The sequence below is a fragment of the Pedobacter namyangjuensis genome, assembly GCF_003313325.1.
In the GTDB taxonomy this organism is placed as follows: Bacteria; Bacteroidota; Bacteroidia; order Sphingobacteriales; family Sphingobacteriaceae; genus Pedobacter; species Pedobacter namyangjuensis.
In genome coordinates this window covers 87,968-112,546 of record NZ_QMHQ01000005.1, presented here as the reverse complement: position 1 = coordinate 112,546, position 24,579 = coordinate 87,968, and the positions used below count along the sequence as shown (strand labels likewise).

Below are 24,579 nucleotides of genomic sequence, written 5' to 3'. Positions count from 1 at the left end.
ATTTAGTGGTTAAACTTACCATCCTGGGTTTTGAACCAGTTTTGGATTAACAGTAATATCATAATTTCTGATTGGAGCTAAATAATCTCTAGGCGCAACAAAATTTTGCGTAAAAATTGTTCGTGGCCTATAATAATCTGCGGTATTAGCCTGAAATACGCTCCATCCTGTGATCGGTTGATTTAATGCTTCCGCTGCTTTTTTCCAACGTTTTAAATCCCAATAACGGCTACCTTCAAATGCCATTTCAATCAACCTTTCTTGATGAACGATTTCCCTTAGTCCATCTTTTGTAGTTGGTTTGCTCGGATTATTAGAATATAAATTCCAAGACTCGATTACGCCTTTAAGTCCAGCACGTCTTCTAACTCTATCTAAATATTCATAAACGTCATTAACTGGTCCTTGGCTCTCGTTTACAGCTTCAGCATACATTAAATATAAATCTGCCAAACGAATTTGTGGCCACGGATAGTTGCGATAAGAAACACCATTTGTGCTGTTGGTCATATTCCAATCCACCACTTTTTTCAAGTAATAACCTGTTTCGTTATAATAACCTACGTGTGTAGCTCCTGCCATTTGCGTAAACTTACCCTCAACAACCCAAGTATTTTCATCAGAGTTACTCGGACTATCATATTTGTACCAAACGCCACCATCAAAGCTTAAATCTGCGTAAAAACGTGGCTCTCTATCAAAATTTAATCGAGCAGTTTCATGTCCTTCTTTAATAAAAAATCTTTCCTTCTTAAGCGCAGTTCTTAGCGTATATTTATTTGCAAAATTCAATAGTTTGTCTTCTGTAATTGGTACGCCATTGCTAGTATAAAACATTTCAGCAATCTTCAATGGTGCTGCCAACTGCATCCTCGCATCTCCACTTGCACCACCATTCGCTAATTTAGGCATAGCTGTACGTTGCAAAAAGTCTGTATTGGTATTAGGATTTGCCCAAATGTGCTCTTCGTTCCAACGTTCTGTAATAGCACTTCTTAAAGTTAACTGCAAATTTGTGGTGTCGGATAGTTTAAAAGTAGAACCTGGAAACACGTACAATTTAGAGCCAGCTCCTTCGGCTGCATCAATAGCAACCTTGGCTGCATCTGCTGCTAATTTCCATTTATCTGCACTAAAAGCAGCAGGGAATAAACTTACACCATCATGATCTTTAAAACTTGTATAATCTGAATTACCATTAAATAACGGACTTGCCGCCATTAACAACAGTTTAGCCTTAATAGCAAGTGCAACTGGTTTGGTAATTCTTCCCAGTTCAGTTGTTCTATCGGTAATGATATTTGGCAAGTTAGGCGTAGCTTGATCTAATAAATTAGAAATATAAGTTACACATTCATCAAAAGGCATTCTTTTGATACGAACATTATCTTCGGTAGCACTCACATCAATATTTGTATCCACCAGTGGAATTGGACCATACATGCGTAATAAATAATAGTGGTAATATGCTTTTAGGAAAGTTACTTCTGCAATCCAACGAGCACGCTCATCTGGTCTTAAATCACGTACCTTGCTTTCATCTTTAACATTCTCTAAAAAAATATTGCAGTTTCTAATACCTTTCCATAAGCCATATCTATCACCAGGACCCCCACCGTGATAATTACCTACCCATGCATTCATGAAAGGCTGAGCTGCGTTTTGACCACCTCTCGCACTTCTCCAAGCGTAGGATACAAAATCCCATTCTTGTGTAGGTACCCAAAGTTCATCGCCAGAAAGCATGCCTACATTAAAAAACGGATCTCCATCTTTTGGAAGAAAAGAATAACAAGTAAATAAATACTTCTCTGCTTCCGTTCTCATTGTAAACGCATTGTCTATGGTAGCAACGTTATCTGGTACAATATCCAAATACTTTTTACATGCCGACAAGCTGAACAAGGTTGCAGCAAAACATGAAGTTATAATCATGCCTTTAACACTTCCCTTAATCTTATTGATTGTTATATTTTTAATTTTCATTTTATTTCTTTCTTAATCAATACCTAATTAAAATGTTGCTCTAACACCTAGATTATAGGTACCCTGAATAGGATAGCCTAAACCATTGCCCCCCATTTCAGGATCCCAAGTATTAAAACTACTGATGTAACCTAAATTGGTAGCACTTAAATAAATACGCAGTCCTCTGAATCCGATTTTTTTGTTGATGCTTTGAGAAGCATTGTAACCCAACTCGACACTTCTTAATCTTAAAAAATTACCATTTCTCATCCACCAAGTTGATTCTCTATTATTGTTAGGTACAAAATTAGGGCTCAAACGGGGCCACAGCGCATAGATATTTCTGTTTTCTTCAGACCAGTAACTTTCTGAAATAGCCGATAGTAACCCGTTTTGGCTACCGCCATTTAAAACAAATGGAGCTATGTTTTCTGAGTTGATAAAGAAAGAAGAACGACCCGAGCCTTGGAAGAAAAAGCTAAAATCAAAGCTTTTGTAACCGATAGTACCGCCAAATCCGTAAATAATTTCAGGTGAAGTTGGCAAACCGATAGGTACAATGTCCTGATCGTTAATAATACCGTCACCATTTACATCACGGTATTTTATATCGCCACCTCCATAAGTTAAGCCCGCCGTACCATCAAATTGTGGGGGCGCATTTTTAGCCTCATTATCATCAACAAATAAACGCTCGGCAATTAACCCAAAACGCTGTGTCGTGGGATGACCTACTCTTGTACGATAGTATTCACTTGCTGGAAAACTTGGTTCATCATTAATTAAAATTTTACTTTTTGCATAGGTAAAGTTTCCTCTTAATTGAGCTGACCAGCCACTACCGAATGATTTGTTGTATACTGCCGCAAAATCTACACCCTCGTTTTGCGCTTTGTTAGTATTAGCATTAACCGCTGCTTGTAAACCCATAGTCTCAGGAATAAATGTACGGCCAGTTAAAATGTTAGATCTCGTGTTTCTGTAGACGTCAATATTGATATCCAATGCATCCAAAAATCTAATATCCAATCCCAAATTCAATTGTTTCGACTCTTCCCAAGTAATTAGAGGATTTGCGTAGCGAGAAACCAGAACACCAGCTTTATTGTAGCCCCATAGTTCTCCGAAAGTAGCACCGTAATTCCCATCATTCATATTAACTTCAGACATGTAGAAGAAACGATCCTGGCTTCTACCAATTTGATCATTACCTGCTAAACCATAAGTTGCTCTAAGTTTTAAAGAATTAACGACCTTTGTTAGTGGTTTAAAGAACTCCTCGTTAGAAACTACGTAACCTAAACCAATAGTTGGAAAGAAACCAAAACGGTTGTTTTGCGCAAAACGCTCAGATCCGTTGTACCCGAAGTTCAACTCTAACAAATATTTATCATCGTAACCATAAGTTGCTCTACCTGATAAACCTTGATTACGTGCTGGTAACGATAATTGCAAACTACCCGCGTTACCCGATAAATAATTACGTAAAGTAGTAATCAACATCCCGCTAACCGCATGTTTATTTCCGAATGTGCGATTATAATTTAAGGCAAATTCTGCGTAGAATGTAGAGTTTAGTCTTTTTGCACCTTCAGAATAACCTAGATATTCTGTTCCTGTAGCACCAATTGACCCTTGTCCACCCGGATTTAAAACTTGGACACCAGTACTTCCATCTGGCTGCTCAACGCCCAAGTAATAAAATGGATTGTAGCTACGAGATACATCAAAATAAGAGTACCTTCTAGCATAAGCCATCATACGGGCATTTAAGCCTTTAACCAATTTACCCAAATCTTGTTTCAACTCAAGTTGTGTTTGCAATGTAGATGAGTTGTATTCTGAATAACCTTTAACCATTTCAGCATAAGGATTTATATACAAGCCGTTATTCGGAGTGATAGCACTACCAAACAAGGTATGTGTGGCAAATGGTGATAAGCTTGAAGGATATACAGAAGGAAATAATACCGGGTTAGACCAAACAGCTTGGTTAAAAACTCTTTGACCGCCACCGATCGGATTGCCATTGCCATCGAGTCCACCTAAAAGCGGTCCAGTGTAATCATCAAATTGGCCAAATACCCTAATTGACGCAAAAGTGGTTTTCGTAAGATTTAAATCTACATTTGAACGTACGTTATAGTTCTTCAACTTAACATTATTATTAAAATTGCTAAGTCCATCAACTTTTAAAACTCCGTTATCAATATTATACGTTCCGGAAACATAATACCTTGCATTTTCACCACCGCCTTCAACACTTAAGTTATTACGTGTGTTTATAGTATAGTCCTTTACCAATTGTTGAATCCAATTGTTACTTGGATACAATAAAGGATTATCACCTCTCGCTGTTGCATCAATTTTAGTTTGTAGATACGGCAAAGCAGCTTGAGGATTTCTTGTTAATGCAGCTTCGTTTGCCATTTTCATATATGTAATGTTATCGGCAAATTGAAAATTCTTAGTATTTGAAGATGCAGCGGTCTCAGATCTTATGGTGAACTTTGTAACACCAGCTTCACCAGATTTTGTAGTAATTAATACCACACCATTAGCTCCACGTGCACCATATACTGCTGAAGCACTCGCATCCTTTAAAACACTAAATGAAGCAATATCATCTGGTTGCAGACGAGCCATGTCATTTTGAGTAGACTCCGCACCATCAATCAAAATCAATGGATCTTGTTTACCCGTACCAAAGGTACCTAAGCCACGAATAAAGAACTGCGCATTATCTGCACCCGGCTCTCCTGTTCGCTGATAAGCAATCATACCGGCTACACGTCCTTGCATCATGGTAGTTAAATTACTCGTTGGTCCTTTCAGTTCTTTAGGATTAATGGTAGTAATAGAACTAATCATACTTGCTTTTTTCTGTGTACCAAAACCCACAATAGCAACTTCGTCTAGTGCGCCAACATCACTATCTAACAAAGCATTGATAATGTAAACGCCCTGCGCATTTGGTGTGTAGTCGGCTACTGCCAGAGATTTCGGTTTAAAACCAATTGCTGTAAAGAGCAATCTGCCAGATCTTGGTAATTTGATGGTGTAATTACCGTCTCCATCTGTAGAAGTACCCCTATTAGTACCAGATACTTTAATACCTGCGCCTGGCAAACCGCCGATGGAGTCCCGTACAACTCCTTTTACGGTAACCTCTGTTTGTGCAAAAGCATTAATGCTCCCTGTGAGCAACACAAAATAGATAAAAACCTTAAATGCAGATTTAAGGCTATCCATTGAGGAGCAACACAATACATCTTGTAATTTTCTCTTCATAATTTAAGTTTGTTTGTTGATTTGTTGATTTAGAACCGCCTCCAAAATTCAATTGCGCTGGTTTAATTCGCTTTTTATTTTTTTTGAAATCGATTAAAACTTTTTTTAAAACAATGTGTTTTGTAATTGTTTGTTTAGCATTATTCTAAAGCTCTATTTTAAACGTTATTTTAACATTTAAAAAAAACAGCAAAAAAATATTGTTTAGCGATGTTTATTAAAAATATTTCTACTAATTATAATTGGAGTTGGCACTAAATCGAAGTGTTTGGTTCGGTCAAGCCATCTGCGTAGGTTCGCCAGTTGGCAGATAAGAAATCTGTTCATATATATTTGGTTATTTGGTTAGCTAGCTTGCGTTTATTCTCTAATTATCCAACTTGGCAAATTGCTATTTGGTAGGCTTAAATAATAAACGTTAAATTAACAATTATAAATGTAGAAAAAAAAAATTGCATTAAGCAAATAAAAAAATCAAAAAATAATTTATTTATTTACTTAATGCAATCTGACCGCTGTAAACGCAGTTTTTGTGCTATGTTGCTGATAGTAATATGTTTGCATAAATTTTAATAATACGACAATATAATTGTTATTTTGACGTTTATTAAAATTACAAAGCTCTTATTCTAATAGTTAATCGAATATTACCATTTAGCTGCTTTATTTTAACATCAATTTTACATTGAGCTTTTATAGTGTAAATCAGGCAATTCTCTTAATCTTTGTGCTGCATACTCTGGTGTAATATCGCGTTGCGGATTTGCCAACAACTCATACCCTACCATAAATTTCTTAACCGTTGCCGAACGTAATAAAGGCGGATAAAAATGCATGTGCCAATGCCATTCTGGTAAATTACCACTATTAACAGGCATTTGGTGCATACCAGCCGAGTATGGGAAAGAAGTTTGGAAAAGATTATCGTATCTGGTAGTTAACCACTTTATTGCTTCCGCTAAAGCTTTTTTCTCCAAGGTATTAAAATAAGAAATATCAGTAACATGCTTTTTGCTGATGATCATAGTCTCAAAAGGCCAAACTGCCCAAAACGGAACTAAAACCACAAAATGTTTATTTTCAAAAAGTATACGTTCTTGTTTTTCCAACTCAAGTTCCAAATAAGCACTTAATAAGCTTTTTCCGTTAATAGCAAAGTGTTTTTTTTGGCTTTGGCATTCTTTTAACACCTCTTGCGGGATGCTCGCTTGTGCCCAAATTTGCCCGTGTGGATGCGGATTACTGCAACCCATAATTTCGCCTTTGTTCTCGAAAATCTGGATATATTTAATCCAGCTATTTGCACGAAGTGATATATATTCGTCTTGCCATAAATTTACCACTTTTGTAATGGCCTCTACACTCATTTCTGGTAAGGTTAAATTATGCTCTGGCGTAAAACTTATTACCTTACAAATACCTTTTGCACTTTTTGCCACCAATAAACCGCCGTCATTTAATTCTCCATCTGGTGTATCTTGTAGCAAAGCCGAAAAATCATTTACAAAAACAAAGCTGTCTTTGTAATCTGGATTTTGTGTTCCGTCTGAGCGTTTATTACCGGCGCACAGATAACAAGATGGATCGTAAGCTGGCCTATTATCTGGAGCCAGATCTTCAACCTTACCTTGCCAAGGGCGTTTGCTACGATGTGGAGAAACCAATACAGATTCTCCGGTTAAAATGTTTAATCGCGTGTGCGGATGTTCTTCTAAAATAAATTCTTGTTTCATTTGTTGGTGCGTGTTTTTTATTATTTGAAAGATTTTAAATCCCAGCTATCTTTCCAGCTTATTTCTATATCATCTCCTTTAAAAGTAATTGGCAACCATAAATATCTACCATCAATTGGATTTTTTGGTGTCCATTTATCAGCCATAAAAATAAAGGCATCTTTTTTTCCTTGTACGGGTAGTACGTGCGTGCTTTGCCCGCCGTAAGTTAGTTTACTTCCCTCTCCAATAGTAGGGTTGCCTTTGTATTCCCATTTGCCCCAAATATTATCGGCGATAAACCAACGAGCCGGATTTGGATCCCAGCCTGTACAGCCTGAACCAATCATATAATACTTTCCGTTTCTTTTAAACACTGCCGGAGCTTCCGTCTGAAATCCTACGTACATTCTAATAAACTTTCCGGTATGTGAAGTATAATCATCACTTAACTCGGCAATATTTAATGTATAGTTTTCCTCAGCAGAAAATACATGGTAAGCTTTGCCATCATCATCAATAAAAACGGTCATGTCTCTAGCCATTTGGCCACCCGGCAAGTCTCTGCAGAAATAGCCATCGTAAGTATTAGCTGGTTTTTCGCAGTTAACAATTTTGTCTGCTGGAGTTCCGGCCGGATAAAAGGGCATTTTACCCGCATTTGGCCTATAGCTTTTAATGAATTTGTAAGGGCCATTAATCTTATCTGCTGTAGCAACACCCGCATGTGCCGCAGCGTAACCTTTGCCTTTAAGCTCTAAGTGAAACCACATTACAAACTTTTTGGTTTTTTTATTATAAACCACTTTTGGTCGCTCTATAATACTACCTTTAACAATATCGCTTGCCGGGTCTTCGCTTACTTGCAACGCAATTCCTTCATCTTTCCAATTATATAAATCTTTTGATGAATAAGCATGTACGCCTACTTGCGCACTGTTTCCTCTTGGTCCGGCAATTTTATGTTCGCCAAACCAATAATACAATCCTTTGTGGAAGATAATTCCTCCGCCATGCGCATTTATATGTACGCCTTTATCGTCTTTCCAAATTTTGCCAGGTTCAAAAGCTGTATATTTCTCGCTTTGCGCAACAGACTTTAAGCTGATTAGCAATAATAAACACGTAAGTGTATTAAAAAATTTCTTCATTGGTTTTAGGTTGATTTTTAAAGAAATAATAAACGTCAAATTTACATTTATTAATGAATTTGCAAAATGCTTTTTGGCTTTTCGGCCATTAAATTATTAATTAAAAGGTTTCCATGTTAATACTTGAATAAGTGTTGGTTTAGCATTAGCCTTTCCCTCTCCATCTACCTGTTCAACTTTTTGCACAAATAAGTTCATTATTTTTTCTTTCGCCCAAAGATCGGTATCATAAGCAGGCTCCCACTCCCCTACGCTCGTTTCAGTTAGGTCGCTAATTTCCCAGTTGTTGTTATTTAAGTTGTTGTTTAAAGCCATAGAAACCTTGCTGCCACGTTCTATATCTCTATAAATTAATGCTACCGCAATGTTTTTGCCATTTTTCCAAGCAATTAGTTGCGGGCGGGCAATAGGAATTTTTTTGGTACCACCACCACTTAATGTAAAGCCCGTTTTTCTAAAACCTAAGTTTTTTACTTCCCACTGCGCTTGGCTTTTGTACACTAGGTGATATTGAGGCACAGTTTCTCCTTTTTCTCGCCAGTACGTGGCAATAAAAGGAAAACCATTTTCGTCGGCAAACATTGATGTTTGATTAATCAGTTCGCTATTTTGAGGAATTTTCAAAGCATATTCTGCATTAGCTGAGTTTATTGGCAATTGATACTTTTCTCCATCAGACTTTTGCCAGGTTAAACCACCATCAGTAGATTTTGCGTAACACAAGTCGTGGTTACTGGCCACATCTGGACTTTCTCGCCAAACCCAAGACACATGAATTGTACCTTTTACGTCTACTGTAGTTTGGATGTAAGCATTTCGTTTCCCTTCGCCATCAATCAAATTGTCTTGTACTCTAATCCATTTCTGAGTTTTGGTTTGGTAACGATTGATCATCAAATTACCATTGCCAGATCCACCATCTCTGTAGAAAAACAAAACATCGCCATTGGCCAGCTTGTAAAACTCTGGATAGCTAACCTTGGTTTCTTTCTCCCCAATCATTTCCAACTTCTCGCCCATTACTAAACTTCCGGCTTTTATCGCCTTTGCGTAGTTTAGTTTATTATTATGTTGGCCCCAGGCTAAATGCAAAATGCCAGCACCGTCTACCATAATACTAATGGATTTATGGGCATCGCTGGCATCTCCTTTATATTTTGTACGCAACAATTCCCATTTTTGGGTTTTAATCTTTCTTTTGCCTAATACCACAAATTGTTCATCGTCGTAATAAGCAATGTATTGAACACCTTTATAACTTGTTAAGGCATTTTTACGGAAAATGACCGTGTTTACCGAATTGTTTGCCCAACCATTGTTTGCAACGGTATGCAAATTTGCATTTTGCGCCATTGCGGTTATTGCAAACAATAAAAATCCGATAATACTAAAGGTTATTTTTCGGTTCATTTAGTTTAATGTTAAAGTTACGATGGAATGTGCCGGTAATGTAACCGACAACTTATTACCGTTTTTTGTAGCACCTGAAAAAGTGTTCAGTTTGATTTTATCGGGTTGAGTAAACGAGTTGTAATCATTTACGTTTGCAGAGGTTAGGATTTGTCCATCAGCTTTGCTAAAATTAATATTACCCAAATCTGTATTAACCTCTATGCTTCTGCTGTTATCTAAATTAACGAAAGAGATATGCACTACGCCATTTTTGTCTTTGGAAGCCGATGCATTTACTGCTGGGATCTTTTTTCCGTTTAAGACGTAAGAAGGCGACTCGAAACTGATAGGCAAAAGCATAGCGTCTTGATGTACCTTGTACATATCAAAAACATGATAAGTAGGTGTTAAAAGCATTTTTTCTTTTTCCGTTAAAATTAGGGATTGTAACACGTTTACGGTTTGTGCCAAGTTTGCCATTTTAACTCTTTCAGCATGTTTATGGAAGATGTTTAGCGTACTACCTGCAATTAATGCATCTCTTAAGCTATTTTGCTGAAACAGAAAACCTGGATTTGTTCCCGGTTCTACGTCTGTCCAAATTCCCCATTCGTCTACCACTAAAGCAACATTTTTTTTAGGGTCGTATTTATCCATAATAGCCGAGTGTTTGGTAACCAGCTCATCCATTTTTAACGCACGCTCCATCGTGTTAAAATATTCTTGCTCATTAAATCCCGTTGCCGAACCTTTTTTGCCCCAATTACCCGTTGGCAAAGTGTAGTAGTGTAAAGATAAACCCCACATACGCTGACCAATTACTTTCATAGCCGTTTCGGTCCAGTTGTAATCGAAGTCGTTAGCGCCACCAGCAATTTTCTTTAATTTTATGCCCGGGTAGTCTTTAGCAAAAGTTGCATATCTACGGTATTCGTTACTGTAATAATCTGCGGTCATATTACCACCACAGCCCCAACTTTCGTTACCTACACCCCAAAAGCTAACATTAAAAGGTTCTTCGTGGCCGTTTTCTTTGCGAAGTTTACTCATGGGACTTTCGCCTTTAAAGTTTAGGTACTCTACCCATTTGCTCATTTCCTCGGGCGTGCCGCTACCCACATTTGCTGAAATGTAAGGTTCAGTACCAAGTAGTTTACAAAGTTCTAAAAACTCGTGTGTGCCAAAGCTATTATCTTCGGTTACGCCACCCCAATGCGTGTTAACCATTTTTGGGCGATTTTTAGGCTTACCAATTCCGTCTCTCCAATGGTATTCATCGGCAAAACAACCACCAGGCCACCTTAAATTAGGAATTTGAATTTTCTTGAGCGCCTCTACAATATCTAACCTGATTCTGCCCTGCTTTTTTACGTCGAGTTTTTTATCAACCCAAAAGCCATCGTAAATGCTACGACCCAAATGCTCTGCAAATTGGCCGTAAATATGCCTGCTAATTAAAATTTTTGAATTATCTTCTACTTTAGCATGTACTGTTTGTGCAGTGACATTTAAACTTAACAACGCTGTAGTGCAGACCAGAATGATTTTTTTCATAAAGTTTATTTAATTTCTTCTGCGTGATCTTTTTTGAAATCCTCGCCACTCCAAACTTTTTGAGCACTCCATTTAGCGGGCGGATTTGCCCAAAATGGATCTGAATCTGGTAAACCTAGAGGCAAAAATATCGCCGTAGCTAAATACGGACTACCTTGATTGTTATAGAAATCGCCAATTTCTGGTTGCGAACCATACAAACCGATTGTTAGCCAACCATTTTTATATGTAGTTGGGCTCTCTAACGTTTTTTTAATCACCGCAGTTAACGCACCCCTAACTTGCTCTGGGCTAAGTTGTTTTGGCAATGCTTTGCGCCAAGCCATATCTGCCAAATGATGAAATGCAGCACCACGATAAATTAACGAACGGCCCGTAGCAGGGAAAGTTCCGTCTGTATTGATTAACCTTTCCTGGATTACCGCAAAACGTTCGTTACGTTTTTTTATCTTTTCGAACATGCCGTTGTAAGCGTTCGTTTTTTTCTTTACCACATCGGCTATGCCCGCTAAATAAGGATGAATTACAAAGCTGTTATAATAATCAAATGCGAATGAAGTACCATCTTTATACATACTGTCGCCCACATACCATTGCTCCATTTGTTGCAAAGCATAATCTACACGCATTACATCCCATTCGTAACCAAACTTGGCTAAAAAAGCTTCGTTCATTGCTGAGAATAACAACCAGTTAGAAAATACCGGTTTAAATCTCTTCGTAGTTACGATAGATTTCATCATTAGCTCCTGGTTCTTTTTATCTAAGTTTTCCCAAAGCCAAGGCGCACGTACAAATGCAATAGCTACAAAAGATGCATCTACTAATTGCTGACCGCCAATATCATATCTCATGAAATCTTTTGCATTAGAATCTAAAGAGTTTTTAATGCCTTGTATAGCCCACTCTCGGTATTGTTTACGCAGAGCGATTTCCTTTTCAGTGCCACCTTCTAATTGCAACCAAGGCGCAATACCACTTAAAACTCTGCCCAAAACTTCTACGTACTGTACTTTAATTCTGTGCTCTTTATTATCTACATGGATAGAAGTAGTTTGCGGCATGTTAATACGCAAACTGTCTTTGGCTAAACTGTAAAGCACGGGCCTAACCATTTTATCCATTTCATTTAACCAAAATTGGCGATCGGTTAATGCTTCTTGCTTTTTTGCAGCGTTCTTCTTTTGCGCAAAAACTGGTGTAAAACCAATGGCAATAGCAAAGATTGCAACAGTTATTTTTTTGAATATCATTTTCTAGTTATTAGTTTTTTAGATACCTATACATTTCGCAGTTAGCCAATAAAAAAGCGCCTACACCGAAATCTGCAGTAGAGTTTGCGTCAACCACCTGCCCCGGAATTGCCTTTTCTCCAATTGGTTGTACATAACCGATTTTACCACTTTCCTGCAAAGCTGTTTTAGTTAGGTATTCGTATCCTTGTAGCGCAGCTTTTTTATATGTTTTTTCTTTTAAATAACCGTTGTTAATACCCCAAAGCAAACCGTAAGTAAAAAATGCTGTTCCGCTAGTTTCTGGTCCGGGTGCGTGCTGTGGATCTAACATGCTACGTGTCCAGTAACCCTCGGCCTGCTGACTTTTCAAAATCGCTTTTGCCATGTTTTTGTATTTGGTTACATATTCTTTTCTATGTTTATCGTTAGCAGGTAAATCTTGTAGAACCTTGGCCAAACCGGCGAAAACCCAACCATCGCCTCTGGCCCAAAAATCTTTCTTGCCGTTAGCGCTTTTATGTTTTGGGTAAACATATTTCGCATCGCGATAGTATAATTTTTCTTCCTTATCGTACATGATACTATTGGCATACATAAAGTACTCGTAAAGCTTATCTAAATATTGTTTATTACCGGTAAGTTTGTGCATTTTGGTCATTACGGGCATTACCATGTACAAACCATCTGCCCACCACCAATAATCGTTAGCGGTAGTGCTCATTTGGTATTCCATTACCTCTTTCGCTCTAGCAACTTTGTGTGCTTCGGGCTTTAAGTTATACAAGTCAATATAAGTTTGAAAACAGATCTGCCAATCGCCAAAAAGCACGTATTCGTCTTTTTCGCCATAGCTGTATTTCCACTTGCTTTTGTCTGTAGATTTAGCGCCCATCCATTTATTATACTCGGCCCAATCTTCAGAATATTTTCGGTAAGTTTCATTTTTTGTAAGGGCAACAACTTCCATATTACCTGTGTGGTAAGCCGCATGATCCCAAAATGCTCGGCGCTCTGGTTTGTTATTGCTTTGCCAGTAAGTATTTGCTTTGTTAATGGTTGCCAGAACATCTGCCTTTTTCGGCAGTGGTTGTGCCTGTAGCTTAAAAGCTACAAAAAGCATTAGCAAGAAAGTTAAAAAACGCTTGTTCATAATTTATTTTACTGGTTTAATTCCTGTTAAAGTTGGTGTTACTTTTTTAATGCTTCCATCAGCATTAAACTCCATTTTATCTATGCAAACTTCACGGTTATAGCCCGCTGCATCGCCCATTGTTATGCCATTTGGCCTCGTAAAACGATGATAAACAATATACCATTCGTCTTTGCCAGGCACTTGGATTACGCTGTTATGTCCTGTTCCAAAAATGGCCAAATTTGGGTCTTTAGCTAAAATCAGATTATCTTTCGGAATAATAATTTTTCCTGTTGGAGAATCTGAATAACCATATCTTACTCGGTAGTTTTCGCTTCTGGTATCGTCTTCAGACCACAAGAAATAATACTTTCCATTACGATAAAAAACTTCGGCACCTTCTCTAAAAGTATTGTCTGGCGTAATAACTTTAATTGCATTGGTATCGATAGAAATCATATCATCATTTAATGGCGCAACTGCCATATAGCCATTGCCCCAATACAAATAACTTTTACCGGTTTGTGGATCTGTAAAAACATCTGGATCAATTTCCTGACCACCTCTTACACCGTTCGGTCTTTTGGCTATTAACGGTTTTCCGCTATCTTTAAAAGGACCATTCGGCAAATCTGCTACGGCAACACCAATTTTCTGCGCCGCCGTGAAATAGTAGAAATATTTATAATCGCCATTTACTTTTTTCTCGGCAATGGTTGGCGCCCAAGCATTTCTTTTTGCCCAAGTTACATTTTTCGGCAAATCGATAATTACACCATCGTCTGTCCAATTAACCAAATCTGGCGAAGAAAAGCTTTTGAAAAAATTACCGCTCCAACCTGTAAAGCCGTCGCTAGTTGGATAGAGATGATATTTTTTGGTTTTGTTTGAATAAAGAATTTCAGGATCTGCAAAATAACCGTTTAATACCGGATTGTGATCTTCCGATACTGTAACCGAGTAGGTTTTAGCAGTTTTTCCGCCAACACTTACGTTAATTTTAACTGGACCTTTGCTAAAGTTGTACGGACCTTTGGGAGAAATAACAACATCTAAACCTTTATCAAATTCAGGGTCAAATGAAGCCAAATTAGTACCCGGCTTAACAGGCAGGTAAACGGTAGAATTAACCGTATCTAAAACAATATTATTTTTTTTAATTGAATTTGACTTAGCAGTTTTAAGAATGGTAGCACCATTGTACCATTTTGCGGTTAAACGCTCTAATTCTTGTTGTGTTATTGGTAAAACGGTACCATGTCTTGGATGAAAATCCATTGTCACATCTTGATCTACTACTTTGAAATTCTCCAGATCAGCACTTTTGGTAAACTGATAGCGACCTTTCATATAAACATCGTACATCAAAATATAATCCTTGCTATTATTTAACTTGAAAACTCCAGCACCTTCTACCGCCTCTTTAGTTTGCTGCAAATATTTATCTTCTAACACATAACCTTCTGTAAGTTTAGTTGAAACCGCTTTTTTAATTCCATTTCCGCCACCTTCTGTTTTAAAAAACAAATGGTATTTCCCATTATGAAAAATGATATCTCCATCAATGCAAGAACCGTTTGTAGGACTAAAAAACAGTTGTTTTGGTTCAGTTTCTAAGTCTGTAAAATCAGCGTTAGCGTAAGAATAATAAATAATATCTGGTCCATCGCCATGTTTCATCGACCAATAAACCATGTATTTTTTCGCTTTAGCATCGTAAATTGTTTGAGGCGCCCAAACACGCAACAACTTTTCTTGGTTAGGATATTTCTTTTGAATGTTGATAATGCTCGACGTCCAGTTAATCAAATCGTTAGATTTTAGCAAAACCATTGCTCGATTAGAATCCCAACCTCTTGCAGAAACCATATCGGTAACTACCATATAAAAAGTCTTGCCATCTGCTCCGCGTAAAATATGCGGATCTCTGACACCACCAGTAGAGCTAATTTTAGCAGAACTGATTATCGGCTGATCGTTGTTTAGCGCCTTGTAATTGTAACCATCCTTACTAATTCCAAAACGAATAGCTTCTTCGTTACCAGTATTACCAGTAAAATAGGTAAAAAGATAGGCGTTTGTTTTTTGCGCATACAGGTTAGAAATACTTAAAATCCCTGTAAATGCTGCAACGAAAAGGCTTCTTGGTTTAAATCTACTTTTGTTTGGTCTCATCATTATATTAAAGGTTGTTTGTGTGTCTCATTAATCGCAATTCGTAAATCCCTGCAGTTTCAGATCCGTTTTCGGCAATAAATTTCACTTTTAGTTTATTTGTTTTATTAGTTATTTCAGTTGGTATCTGATAGTCTACCTCGTAAAATTTATCGCCCATTTTTCCGTCCAGGCTAACTTTTGCTATCTCTTTATCGTTTATCAAAACTCGAAAATTTCTATTGGCATCTCTACCAAAATAAGTTAATCTTAGTACTGCACTTTCTTTTTTAGGGTTGGCTAACTGGTAACTGAACCAACCTTTTGCAGTGCGCCAATGACGATCTCTGTGCGTACCATTTTGTGAGTTTTCCATTTCTATAAAATGATCAGACTCGGGTTGTTGCTCTCCAGGATAAACCATATCTATAGTTAGCGCTAACAATTTAGCTTTTTCTGCCTCCTCTTTAGCTAATTGCGCTTTCATAGCAACTAAACCCGACTCGTTTACCGTTTGCCAGTACACAATATACCTGCTGTCGTGCAGTTTGTAAAATGGTATTAATTCTAAATTCTTTTTCGCAGCCGGATAGATAAGGTTGCTTGCCTTGAAAGTTTGGCTTTTTCCCTTAACAGGATAAACTTGCGTTGCATAATCTGTTTGATTGCTGACAAACAAGGGCATATCTTGCAAAGGGTATTGAGTTCCGCCGGCAATGTGTCCCATTCTACTATCATCTGCAAACAGACCGGTTAAATTCGTGCTATCGGTTTTCGCAGCCAACAAAATTGGTCCATTTAATAGTGCAACATAAGGCGATTTTCCGGGCATCGGCTCTGCTTTGATATGCATGGGCAAAACAATTTCAATCTGATCGCCTTTTTTCCAAACCCTTTGCAATTTGACGTAGCTGCCAGGTTTAGCGGTAATTTTTTCGGTTTTACCATTAACTTTTACTTTAAGCTCGTTTAGCTTTACCCAATTAGGATAACGAATTTGCAACGCAACGCTACCTTTTCCGGCGTTTTGAATAGTAAGTAACGTAGTTTCTGTTTCTGGGAAGCTTGTATTTTGTACTAGGCTAAAACCTTTCTCTTCCCAATTTACTGCCGATGGGATGAAAAGGTTAACGAACAACTCTTCATCGCTATGCGCATAAATAAGCTCGTTGTATTTAGCATGATTTTCTAAGCCCGAACCTACACAACACCAAAAACTGGTTTGCGGTTGCGAATAAACCCTGTAGTGACCTGGTCGCATAGGCGTAAAGTAAACAAAGCCACCTTTTGTAGGATGTTGTGAAGAGAGAATGTGGTTATACAAAGTGCGCTCATAATAATCCATATAACTGCTCAGGCCTTCATCCTCATAAAGCAATTTGGTTAACTTAAGCATGTTGTAGCTGTTGCAGGTTTCTGGCCCTTCTACGCTCGTAATCATCGTAGAAAAATCGTTAGTAGGGTTAAAATGCTCCCTTACACTATTGCCACCAAGCGCAACTGTACGGTTATTAATTACCGTTTCCCAAAAAAATTTGCTGGCTGTATTATAAGCCTTATCATTACCTACTGTTGCAATTCGTTTAAAACCAATTACTTTCGGAATTTGCGTATTGGCATGTAAACCACTTAGTTTATCTTCTTGCTTTGCTAGCGGATTTAAGATTTTAAGGTCAGAAAATTGGTATGCAAGTTTAAGATACTTTTTATCGGAAGTTATCTGGTACAAATCGGCAAATACCTCATTTAAACCACCGTATTCTGATATGAGTAAACGTTGTATTTGCTCATCGCTCAATTTCGAAGTTAGCCAGACAAACCAGTTTCCATAATCGACAAGCATTTGTTTTGCCAATGGATTTTTGGTGTAAACGTAAGCATCTTTTAACCCGGCAATGGTTTTATGAATATTATAAAGCGGCACCCATTTTTTGTTTAAATCGAATGTACCAACCTGAATTTTGCCATTGGCGATGTCTTGCCATAGCGCATTACTACCGGGAACGCCGCCTATATAGCCATTGCCATTTTTATCTTGACATCTTTTTAGCTCGGTCAACATGTAATTTAACCGATCTCCAACTTTAGGGCTTGAAGTGCTTGCGTACATAAGCGACAAAGCCGTTAAATAATGTCCGCCTATGTGCCCATCTAAACCTGTATTTTCCCAATTGGTGTATGATGTTGTTTTGGCAGGTAATCCCGCTTCGCGAAGATAGGGAGCTAAAAGCTTATCGGCATCTAATGCCAACATATACCTTAAATCGGTTTGTTCGGCATTTTTGAAAATACTCGGCAACAACTTTACTTCCTGCGCTTTAAAGGCAGTTACTTTTTGTGCTAACGCGATGTTAGCAAAGCATATGCATAAAAAAACAACCGAGGCTAGTTTCTTAAAAAAACGAGAAGTATTTACCTTTAAAATCATTTATTTATAAGCCACTTTAACCATCGCCACACCGTTAGCTGGTATGCTCAAGTTTAAATTTTTACCGTTAATCTTAACTTTCTCTTCCTTCGGATAAATATTTCGAGGCTTGTCAAAAGCATTTTTATCATTCAAATCTGCCGAAATGCTGGTGATTGAAACTTGGCTAGCCAACTTCTTATTCCCTTCAAAACTTAAGGTTTGCTTTTTTGCCTCGCCAGAAGTATTTACCACTTTAACGATAATTTCTTTTTTATTTTCATCTATTACAGACGAAGCATAAAGCCCGTTTTCTCCTGTTAATGGTTTGCCGTTTAAATTTGCATTAAGTACGTGTGTACCTTTATTAACCGAAAACATTTTTTGCACTTCGTAATTTGGCGTTCCATAAACGGTTAAGTTGTTCACCCAAATTAAATCGGGCGCCCATTGCCAACCTTCGCCATGTGCAAATAAAGGTGCGTAAGAAGCCATTGTTACAACTTCCGCATTTCTTTCTAGGCCAGTCATGAATGCAGCTTCTGCAATTGCAGCCTGCCAGATGTTCCTATTGCTACCTGTTATTTTTCCATCAACATGTGCCGCATATTCGCCAGCAAATATCTTTGGCCCCTTTCTGTCAAAACTATCATAACGGGCAGCGTTTTTCAAAAACCAATCTGGCGATCTGTAATAATGTTCATCAATAATATCGGCGCCAATGCTGCGTAATTGTTTATCTAAAAAGTGATAGCGTTCGCTATCGGGATCAGTGCCAGAACTGTAAATTAGCTGAATGTTTGGATATTTTTCTTTTATCTTATCCTTAAAAAGTTTAGCTCTTTCAATATACTGCGGCCCCCAATTCTCGTTTCCAACACCTAGGTACTTTAGGTTAAATGGTTCCTTATGCCCCATCGCAATACGTTTTTTACCCCATTCAGTTGTCGCATCGCCATTGGCAAATTCAATTAAATCCAAAGCATCCTGTATGTAAGGACCCAATTGATCTAGCGGCACCACTTCGCCCGTATTATATTGGCAAGCCATACCACAGTTTAAAATTGGCAATGGTTCTGCGCCAATATCTTCGGCCAACTGAAAATATTCGTAAAAACCTAAACCAAATGTCTGAAAATAATCGGGTGTAGGTCTGTGGCCAAACTCAACATTCCAACGGTTCATAATTAATTGTCTGTCTTCTATTGGGCCGATTGTTTTTTTCCATTGGTAGCGATTAGCTAGATCGATTCCTTCAACAATGCAACCGCCTGGAAAACGGATAAAACCCGGTTTCATATCGGCCAGCATCTGAATCATGTCTTTACGCATGCCGCCTGGTCTCTCTTTCCAGGTGTCGGAAGGAAAAAGTGAAACCATATCTAAATCAATTAAACCATTACCTTCAAACCAGATATTTAATTTGGCTTTTTCAACCGTAGCAATTGCTACTAAACTTGCTTGCTGTTTATTCCAATCATCGTTAGTTGCGTTTGGTTTAAGCGTGCCAATTCCGATTACGTTATTCTTATCATCAACCAATTCTAAATGCAAGGTAACATTACCTCTTAGTTGGCGATACATTAAAGAAAAATCATACCTGATATCTTTTTTTATACCCATTCCCCTAAAACCTTCATTGGTTATTCCTGCATCGCCTTTGGCGGCTTGCTTAATATTTAAACGTAAGAAACGCGGATTGGAAATCTGGAGTTCTTGTCTATTCTGAACTAAAACATCGCCCTCGCCAAACTTCTTACCTTTAACAGACCAGCCCATTAATGGCTTAGAAAACTCGAAAGATCGATTTTTTACCAACTCGGCGTAAATGCCACCATCGGCACCTAAATTTATATCTTCAAAAAAAACGCCCCACATTGTTGGCGCAATTGGTGCAACAGCTTTTTGGGTGTTTACTAAAAGGGTAGCTTCTTTTTGGGCATTGGCACTTAAAAATAATGCCGTTAAAATCGAAATCGCAAAGCTTTTCTTATACTTCATTGTTAATCGGTTACATTTGGTTGTGTTGCCAATTAGCGATTAGACTAAGTGGTTTGGCTAATTTAAGAAATTATAATTAAACGTCAAGTTAACATTTATTGAATAATTGGATTAATTACCCGTCATTGCTTTAGTTAAGAAAACTTTCAGCTCACACATTTGCTCTTACAAAACGCCGAAATCTAACTTTACATCATTAAAACCTAACTTTTAGGCTTTGTTGCGGCAGTTCTTAATGGGGTAGTATTTATTTAAGCTTTAGTTATGAGAAGTTGATTTGACTGTAACAAGTTTATTAGTTTTGGTTAAAAGGTTGAAGCAACATCATTACGCTGTATTGCTTTAGGCCAACAATATATTGCTTTGAGTTCTAAATCAGTGGATTTAATGCAAAAACGGGCATTGATAACCTAAATCATCAGCGCCCGTTTTTTATTTAGCGGATATCTCCTATTTATTTAAAAACTTATAGGTAGTGCTAGTTTGGTATGTACTACCAGGTTTTAAGGTAGTAGACGGGAAACTAGGTTGGTTTGGAGAATCTGGAAAATGTTGCGTTTCTAAACAAAAAGCAGAGCGATGACCGTAAGATTTACCGCCTTTTCCGTCTTTGTCTGCACCGGTTAAAAAGTTGCCACTGTAAAACTGAATACCAGGTTCGGTAGTGTAAACTTCCATTGTAATGCCACTGATAGGACTTTTTACAATTGCTACAGGTTTATCTGAAGAAATTTTGTCTAACACAAAATTGTGATCATAACCTTTTCCATTTTTCAATTGTTCATCAGCCGCATCAATATCCTTCCCTATTACTTTCGCTTTTGTAAAATCAAAAGGCGTTCCTTTTACATCTTGTATTTTACCTGTCGGGATTAAAGTAGTATCAACTGGCGTAAAACCAGATGCTGCAATTGTTAATTCGTGATCTGTAATGGTAGAATTTCCTTCGCCACTTAAATTAAAATAAGCATGATTAGTTAAATTCAATACCGTTTCCTTATCTGTAGTTGCACTATAATCTATTTTTAATGCGTTATCTTCTGTTAAGGTATAAACAACTTTAACGTTAACATTTCCCGGATAGCCAGCTTCGCCATCTTTAGAAAGATAAGTCAACTCCAAAGTTTGATCGTTAATTTTCTTCGCATCCCAAACTTTCGAGTAAAAGCCATCAGTACCTCCATGCAACGTATTTACGCCGTCATTTACCTGCACTTGATAAGGTTTGCCAGCAACGTTAAATTTCCCTTTCGCAATGCGATTTCCGTAACGACCAATTAATGCGCCAAAAAACGGCTCACCTTTTTTCTGATTAGATTGTACACTGTCGTAACCTAAAGCAACATCTGTTGGTTTACCATTCTTATCTGGCACAACAATAGACATAATTCTGCCGCCGTAATTGGTTATCTGTACAACAGCACCATTTTTATTAGTTAATTGATAAAGATTGGTTTGCTTACCATTAATGGTTCTTTGGTAGGCGCCAGTATCTAATTTTACGACGCTACTCGTGGTGTCATTTACGCTATTTGAAGATTTCTCTGGGTTATTACAAGCTACTAAAAAGCTAGAAAGTGCTAAAGCAACTAAGGCTAAATTTCTTTTGTTCATTTTTGATATTTGGTTAGGTTTTCTATTGCTAATATAGATAAATTAATAAAACGTTTTAGTGACGCTTATTTTATTTATGTAAATATGACGTTTAATGTTGCGAATTGATTTTAAATTTATAATTTTAATGTTAATACTGCCAATTAAAGCTCGATAATTATTGCAACCTAATGAAGTTAGACGAAAAAACAAAAGATAAAACTGTTAAAACATATAAATACCCAAAGCAAGCACCAACGCTCGTTGCAGTAGACTGTATAATTTTCGGTTACGATGGCGATCAGTTAAAGATTTTATTAGTAAAAAGAGCAATTGAACCACAAAAAGATCAGTGGAGTTTAATGGGCGGTTTTATTGAAGCTGCCGAAAATCTCTATCAAGCCGCAGAGCGAATCCTGTTAAAAAACACAGGTTTAAAAAATGTTTATTTAGAACAGCTAAAAGCTTACGGAACGCCAGATCGGGATCCTATAGAGCGTACAATTTCTGTAGCTTATTTTGCATTGATAGACATTAACAAATACAAGGAACAAATTAACGATGCTTACCATGCCGAATGGTTTTTAATTAATGAAGCTCCGCAATTAATATTTGACCATGATAAAATGGTTGATAAGGCAAAAAATAGAATTAGGTATAAGGCAGCCTTCCATCCTATTTTGTTTGAGTTGTTACCGAAAAAATTCACTATCCCGCAATTACAGAACTTGTACGAGCAAGTTTACAATGCAAAAATCGATAACCGAAACTTTATTAGAAAAGTTAATTCTAGCGGTTTATTGATTAAGCTTGCCGAAAAAGACAGGTTTAATTCTAAACGCGGTGCTTTTTACTACAAACTAGACGAGAAAAAGTATAAGGCTAAATTTCAATCGTTCATCAACTTTATTCCAAATCCAGAGAATCTGATTTCTTAATCTCGTTTTGATGATGTGATAAATATCAGATAATGTAAAAGGGCTTTTTGGATTACCAAAAAGCCCTTTTACTATTGTTATAAATTCCTACTATTTACTTTCATCAGCAACAGCTTCCTGCCATGTTTGGAATATATCAACTCCGGCATTATAACCACTGTAACCTTGATTTTGGCTTAATTTATTTCCTGTATTTGCATTTATCGCACTTTGTGGAATAGGCCAACTAATATTGTGAGGTGCCATTGTGTAAGAACGATTTCTAACACTAACTTTATTTTTATTGTAAAAATCATTATAGAACTGAATTCTTTGGAACCAGTAACTATTTGTAGCTAAGTTAGCTACAGTATAAGTTCTGCCAAACTCATCGGCTTTGCCACTATTAGCCAAGCAATACGAAACGCGACTTAGTTCAGTAAAGCGCCATTCTTCCATATTTAATTCTCTTGCACGCTCATTCATAATGTCGCCAATTGTTACGGCTGTATAAAACTGCGTACATTTTGCTCTGGTTCTAATTGCATTAACGTCTGCAGTTGCACCTGCAATGTCACCTTTGTAAAACTTAGCTTCCGCTCTCAACAAGTAAGTTTCAGCTAATCGGTAAAAATACCAGTCGCCTGCACCGCCTCTGTGGTTAGCTTCGTTAGTATTTAAAGTCTCATTAGCGTCTTCAATGTAATACTTGTAGTGAGGCCAATCGAAATAATTACGAATAGTATCCGTACTTAAAAGCGTGCCGGTTGCGCTGCGCAAACGTACATTTTGCCCAAACCAAGTGGTGTTAGCCGGGTTATTGTATTTTAAAGATTCCATGGTTACCCAGTTTCCCGCAGCAGTGCTGTGTCGTAAATCGCCTGCATCATTAACGCCGTTTACTACCCAAAGAGATTTTTGCGCAAAATAAGTTGGACGTATGTGACCAATTCCACGACCCAAGGAACGAACATAGTCATATTGAGCTCTGTAATTTGCATTTGCATTACCCGAGTTAGTTCTAGGATAGAAAAAGACAGCTTGCCCGCCACTAGGAGTTGCTGTAGCTGCATTGTCGATTAAAGGCAACCAATTACGCATCGTATTCATTTTAATACCCATATCCGTATTTAAACGATTTGGCATTACTAGAATAGTTTCCTTATTGGCATTGATAGCTTTATTTTCTGGACGATGTAAATCCCAAATAACGTTACGTGTTACAGGCCAAGCTTCTGAGTATGGGTTAATAAATGTTCCGAAATTGTTATTCATTAAAGTATATGCGGAACCATTAATTAATAAATCGGCCTGCTGTATAGCTTTGTCATACTGGCCTGTAGCTAAATAACACTTGATTAGTAGCTGCCTACAAGCACCTTTATTAATTAAACCAACTAAACTCATTTGTGCTTGCTCAGGAACCCACTGTACAGCCTGTTCCATATCTGCTGTAATCATTTCTAAAATGGCTTCGCGTTTTGTGCTTTTAAAATTAACCTTTGGCGATTCCAAAATTTTGGTAATTAACGGTACATCTTTAAATTGAAAAGCAAGTGCTAAGTAACGAAACGAACGGTGAAATAAAGCTCTACCTTTATATTGATCTTTAGTTGCTTGGTCTAGACCATCAACTCTATCGATATAAGTAAGAATTGTATTTGCGTATTTAATACCGTTGTATGTTTCATTCCAGAAATACGAAACTCGCTCTGGCATATCTGTAGGTGTTAATCTAGTAGCAATATCGGCAAAGATACCACCATCATCAGTTTTTGCTGCGACAGCAACGTCAGAAAACATATATTCTGTGCTAATTGGCAGTCCTAAATCGGTGTACTCAAAATAAGTCCAATAAGAACGTAAGTGCCTATCAGAAATGGCCATTGCAGCATCTAAACCAGCTCGTGTGGAGAAGGTTTGGTCCGGATCGAAAAGTGACAATGGCTCTGGCTGTAAATAAGATCTTTTACACCCAGAAAAGGTAATCATGGCTCCAAAAACTACTACCAAAAATTTAGATAATATGCCATTAATTTTATATCTGTTGAAATTCTTTTTCATCATTCTAT

At 37.5% G+C, this 24,579-nt stretch carries 14 protein-coding genes; 1 reads left to right on the top strand and 13 read right to left on the bottom strand.

Annotated elements, in window-relative coordinates:
* Nucleotides 1–15: 15 nt before the first annotated feature.
* The 12 genes from DUT69_RS18045 to DUT69_RS17990 all read right to left on the bottom strand — a co-directional run bounded on the left by DUT69_RS18045 (nt 16) and on the right by DUT69_RS17990 (nt 21,611).
* Nucleotides 16–1,986, bottom strand: coding sequence for a RagB/SusD family nutrient uptake outer membrane protein (locus DUT69_RS18045; RefSeq protein WP_240186759.1), 1,971 nt, complete (start codon nt 1,984–1,986; stop codon nt 16–18).
* Between the two features lie 27 nt (nt 1,987–2,013).
* Nucleotides 2,014–5,259, bottom strand: coding sequence for a SusC/RagA family TonB-linked outer membrane protein (locus tag DUT69_RS18040; RefSeq protein ID WP_240186758.1), 3,246 nt, complete (start codon nt 5,257–5,259; stop codon nt 2,014–2,016).
* Between the two features lie 680 nt (nt 5,260–5,939).
* On the bottom strand, nt 5,940–6,992 hold the full coding sequence (locus tag DUT69_RS18035) for a UDP-glucose--hexose-1-phosphate uridylyltransferase (protein ID WP_113654675.1): 1,053 nt from the start codon (nt 6,990–6,992) through the stop codon (nt 5,940–5,942).
* 20 nt (nt 6,993–7,012) lie between these two features.
* Nucleotides 7,013–8,122, bottom strand: coding sequence for a glycoside hydrolase family 43 protein (locus DUT69_RS18030; RefSeq protein ID WP_113654731.1), 1,110 nt, complete (start codon nt 8,120–8,122; stop codon nt 7,013–7,015).
* A gap of 96 nt (nt 8,123–8,218) precedes the next feature.
* Nucleotides 8,219–9,532, bottom strand: coding sequence for a BNR repeat-containing protein (locus DUT69_RS18025; protein ID WP_113654674.1), 1,314 nt, complete (start codon nt 9,530–9,532; stop codon nt 8,219–8,221).
* Nucleotides 9,533–11,068, bottom strand: a complete 1,536-nt coding sequence (locus DUT69_RS18020) for an alpha-N-arabinofuranosidase (RefSeq protein WP_113654673.1) — start codon at nt 11,066–11,068, stop codon at nt 9,533–9,535.
* Between the two features lie 5 nt (nt 11,069–11,073).
* Entirely contained in the window at nt 11,074–12,321 is a 1,248-nt protein-coding gene (locus DUT69_RS18015; protein ID WP_113654672.1) for a DUF2264 domain-containing protein, read from the bottom strand.
* 10 nt (nt 12,322–12,331) lie between these two features.
* Nucleotides 12,332–13,453 (bottom strand): glycoside hydrolase family 88/105 protein, encoded by a 1,122-nt coding sequence (locus DUT69_RS18010; protein WP_113654671.1) that lies wholly within the window; start codon nt 13,451–13,453, stop codon nt 12,332–12,334.
* A gap of 3 nt (nt 13,454–13,456) precedes the next feature.
* The gene (locus DUT69_RS18005; protein ID WP_113654670.1) at nt 13,457–15,613 is read right to left on the bottom strand and encodes a family 43 glycosylhydrolase; all 2,157 of its coding nucleotides are present in this window, start codon (nt 15,611–15,613) and stop codon (nt 13,457–13,459) included.
* Nucleotides 15,614–15,617: 4 nt separating this feature from the next.
* The gene (locus DUT69_RS18000; protein ID WP_113654669.1) at nt 15,618–18,017 is read right to left on the bottom strand and encodes a glycoside hydrolase family 127 protein; all 2,400 of its coding nucleotides are present in this window, start codon (nt 18,015–18,017) and stop codon (nt 15,618–15,620) included.
* A complete protein-coding gene (locus DUT69_RS17995; RefSeq protein ID WP_113654668.1) occupies nt 18,018–19,997 on the bottom strand; it encodes an alpha-L-arabinofuranosidase C-terminal domain-containing protein in 1,980 nt (659 codons plus the stop codon).
* Between the two features lie 450 nt (nt 19,998–20,447).
* On the bottom strand, nt 20,448–21,611 hold the full coding sequence (locus DUT69_RS17990; protein WP_113654667.1) for an aldose epimerase family protein: 1,164 nt from the start codon (nt 21,609–21,611) through the stop codon (nt 20,448–20,450).
* A gap of 170 nt (nt 21,612–21,781) precedes the next feature.
* Here DUT69_RS17990 and DUT69_RS17985 point away from each other — a divergent pair, with 170 nt between their 5' ends.
* On the top strand, nt 21,782–22,528 hold the full coding sequence (locus DUT69_RS17985; protein ID WP_113654666.1) for an NUDIX hydrolase: 747 nt from the start codon (nt 21,782–21,784) through the stop codon (nt 22,526–22,528).
* A gap of 90 nt (nt 22,529–22,618) precedes the next feature.
* Here the strand turns inward: DUT69_RS17985 and DUT69_RS17980 are convergent, their stop codons facing one another.
* Nucleotides 22,619–24,574, bottom strand: coding sequence for a RagB/SusD family nutrient uptake outer membrane protein (locus DUT69_RS17980; RefSeq protein WP_240186757.1), 1,956 nt, complete (start codon nt 24,572–24,574; stop codon nt 22,619–22,621).
* Nucleotides 24,575–24,579 lie beyond the last annotated feature (5 nt).

What these genes read in the sequence shown, in the direction of transcription:
- DUT69_RS18045 (WP_240186759.1), bottom strand. Translation starts at nt 1,986, where the DNA reads ATGAAAATTAAAAATATAACAATCAATAAGATTAAGGGAAGTGTTAAA.
- DUT69_RS18040 (WP_240186758.1), bottom strand. Translation starts at nt 5,259, where the DNA reads ATGAAGAGAAAATTACAAGATGTATTGTGTTGCTCCTCAATGGATAGC.
- DUT69_RS18035 (WP_113654675.1), bottom strand. Translation starts at nt 6,992, where the DNA reads ATGAAACAAGAATTTATTTTAGAAGAACATCCGCACACGCGATTAAAC.
- DUT69_RS18030 (WP_113654731.1), bottom strand. Translation starts at nt 8,122, where the DNA reads ATGAAGAAATTTTTTAATACACTTACGTGTTTATTATTGCTAATCAGC.
- DUT69_RS18025 (WP_113654674.1), bottom strand. Translation starts at nt 9,532, where the DNA reads ATGAACCGAAAAATAACCTTTAGTATTATCGGATTTTTATTGTTTGCA.
- DUT69_RS18020 (WP_113654673.1), bottom strand. Translation starts at nt 11,068, where the DNA reads ATGAAAAAAATCATTCTGGTCTGCACTACAGCGTTGTTAAGTTTAAAT.
- DUT69_RS18015 (WP_113654672.1), bottom strand. Translation starts at nt 12,321, where the DNA reads ATGATATTCAAAAAAATAACTGTTGCAATCTTTGCTATTGCCATTGGT.
- DUT69_RS18010 (WP_113654671.1), bottom strand. Translation starts at nt 13,453, where the DNA reads ATGAACAAGCGTTTTTTAACTTTCTTGCTAATGCTTTTTGTAGCTTTT.
- DUT69_RS18005 (WP_113654670.1), bottom strand. Translation starts at nt 15,613, where the DNA reads ATGATGAGACCAAACAAAAGTAGATTTAAACCAAGAAGCCTTTTCGTT.
- DUT69_RS18000 (WP_113654669.1), bottom strand. Translation starts at nt 18,017, where the DNA reads ATGATTTTAAAGGTAAATACTTCTCGTTTTTTTAAGAAACTAGCCTCG.
- DUT69_RS17995 (WP_113654668.1), bottom strand. Translation starts at nt 19,997, where the DNA reads ATGAAGTATAAGAAAAGCTTTGCGATTTCGATTTTAACGGCATTATTT.
- DUT69_RS17990 (WP_113654667.1), bottom strand. Translation starts at nt 21,611, where the DNA reads ATGAACAAAAGAAATTTAGCCTTAGTTGCTTTAGCACTTTCTAGCTTT.
- DUT69_RS17985 (WP_113654666.1), top strand. Translation starts at nt 21,782, where the DNA reads ATGAAGTTAGACGAAAAAACAAAAGATAAAACTGTTAAAACATATAAA.
- DUT69_RS17980 (WP_240186757.1), bottom strand. Translation starts at nt 24,574, where the DNA reads ATGATGAAAAAGAATTTCAACAGATATAAAATTAATGGCATATTATCT.